The organism is Saccharopolyspora sp., assembly GCF_017434145.1.
In the GTDB taxonomy this organism is placed as follows: Bacteria; Actinomycetota; Actinomycetes; order Mycobacteriales; family Pseudonocardiaceae; genus Saccharopolyspora_C; species Saccharopolyspora_C galaxeae.
This window is the reverse complement of the sequence record NZ_JAFRFW010000262.1, coordinates 1-2,196: the sequence shown is the minus strand read 5'-3', so window position 1 is coordinate 2,196 and position 2,196 is coordinate 1. Positions and strand designations below refer to the sequence as shown.

General features: G+C 72.3%; 2 protein-coding genes. One reads left to right on the top strand and one right to left on the bottom strand.

Annotation, left to right across the window (positions count from 1 at the left end; genetic code table 11):
* Positions 1 to 139 precede the first annotated feature (139 nt).
* Positions 140 to 1,810 carry a glycerol-3-phosphate dehydrogenase/oxidase gene (locus IJH84_RS07310; RefSeq protein WP_295141857.1) on the top strand — a complete coding sequence of 557 codons (1,671 nt, stop codon included), beginning with the start codon at positions 140 to 142 and terminating at the stop codon, positions 1,808 to 1,810.
* Between the two features lie 183 nt (positions 1,811 to 1,993).
* Here the strand turns inward: IJH84_RS07310 and IJH84_RS07305 are convergent.
* A partial coding sequence (locus IJH84_RS07305) for an ESX secretion-associated protein EspG (RefSeq protein WP_295141854.1) occupies positions 1,994 to 2,196 on the bottom strand: 203 nt, incomplete at its 5' end.

Below are 2,196 nucleotides of genomic sequence, written 5' to 3'. Positions count from 1 at the left end.
GGCCCGAACGTGGTGGGCACCGCCGAGCTGGTGCGCATGGCGCTGACCACCCGGCTCAAGCCGGTCACATACCTGTCCACCGTGGGCGTGGGCTCGGACATGGATCCGGCGCAGCTCGACGAGAACGCCAGGCAGCGGGATGGTCGACTGCGTCGACACTGTCACCTCGATCGTCCCCGGCGACGGCGGCGTCACCGGAGCGGGCACCGCGCTGGACGCGGCGACCCGCGGGCTGCGGGTCGCGCTGGTGGAGGCCCGCGATCTGGCCGCGGGCACCTCCAGCCGGTCCAGCAAGCTGTTCCACGGCGGGCTGCGCTACCTGGAGCAGCTGGAGTTCTCGCTGGTCCGGGAGGCGCTGCGGGAGCGCGAGCTGATGCTGACCAGGATCGCTCCGCACCTGGTCAAGCCGGTCCCGTTCCTGTACCCGCTGAGCCACCGCGTGTGGGAGCGCCCGTACACCGCGGCCGGTCTGCTGATGTACGACACGATGGGCGGCGCGCGTTCGGTGCCCGGGCAGAAGCACCTCAGCAGGGCCGGTGCGCTGCGGATGGTCCCGGCGCTGAAGCGCAACGCGCTGGTCGGTGGCATCCGCTACTACGACGCCCAGTCCGACGACGCGCGGCACACCATGACCGTCGCGCGCACCGCCGCCCGCTACGGCGCGGTCGTGTCCACTTCCACCCAGGTCAGCGGCTTCCTCCAGGAAGCCGACCGGGTCGCGGGGGTGCGCCTGACCGACACCGAGACCGGCGAGGAGACCGAGGTCCGCGCGCAGGCCGTGATCAACGCGACCGGGGTGTGGACCGACGAGCTGCAGCGGCTCTCCGGCAGCCGCGGCCGGTTCCGGGTCCGCGCCAGCAAGGGCGTGCACATCGTCGTCCCGCGGGACCGGATCGTCTCGGAGTCCGGGCTGATCCTGCGCACCGAGACTTCGGTGCTGTTCGTGGTGCCGTGGGGCAGCCACTGGATCGTCGGCACCACCGACACCGACTGGAACCTGGACCTGGCGCACCCGGCGGCGACCAAGAAGGACATCGACTACATCCTCGAACACGTCAACACCGTGCTGGCCACGCCGTTGAAGCACGAGGACATCGAGGGCGTGTACGCGGGCCTGCGGCCGCTGCTGGCGGGGGAGAGCGACGAGAGCTCGAAGCTCTCCCGCGAGCACGCCGTCGCCCGGGTAGCGCCGGGTCTGGTGGCGATCGCCGGCGGCAAGTACACGACCTACCGGGTCATGGCGGCTGACGCGGTCGACGCGATCGGGCCGGACCTGTCCGGGCGGATCGCGCCGTCGATCACCGACCGGGTGCCGCTGCTCGGCGCGGACGGCTACCACGCGCTGGTCAACCAGGCCGATCAGATCGCCGCGGCGCACGGGGTGCACCCGTACCGCATCCGGCACCTGCTGGACCGCTACGGCTCGCAGGTGCACGAGGTGCTGGCGCCGTCGATCGAGAACCCGGAGCTGCTCAAGCCGATCCCGGCTGCGCAGAACTACCTCAAGGCCGAGGTGGTCTACGCGTGCACGCACGAGGGCGCGCTGCACCTGGAGGACGTGCTGACCCGGCGCACGCGGATCAGCATCGAGACCCCGCACCGCGGCGTGGAGTCGGCCGAGCCGGTCGCCCGGGTGATGGCCGAGGTGCTCGGCTGGGACGAGCAGCGGATCGCGCGCGAGATCGAGGTGTACACGGCGCGGGTCGAGGCCGAGCGGGATTCGCAGACCCAGCCGGACGACCAGGCTGCGGACGCCAAGCGTTCGGCGGCGCCGGAAGCCCGGCCGGACCTCACCGAACCGATCGCCTGAGCCGCGGTTCGGGAGCAGCTGCGCAGCGGTGCCGGTCGCGTACCCGGTCATCGCTGCGCGGTCGACCCGAAGGCGCGAGATCGAAGTGAGCGGACCGTTCGTCCCCAGCAGGGGCGAGCGGTCCCTTTCGCGTGCACGCCGGGTCACGCCGAAAGCGATGGGCATTTCGGCGCGGCCGAAGGCTTATGACCCGAAGCCGTCCGCGGGGCCGGTGAGCTCGCCGCGCAGCTCTTCGACCAGCGCGATCATCCGCCGGTCGTCGGCGGGGGCGATGGTGCTCCACGGGTCGCCGGACGGGGAGTCCCGGCGCAGCTGCGCGTAGCGGCCGTGCGGGGTGTCGAAGAAGGCGACCACCCGCTCGGCCCGCACCCGCCTGCCGGTCCCGT

Coding starts and splice junctions, on each gene's coding strand:
- IJH84_RS07310 (WP_295141857.1), top strand. CDS start 140: ATGGTCGACTGCGTCGACACTGTCACCTCGATCGTCCCCGGCGACGGC.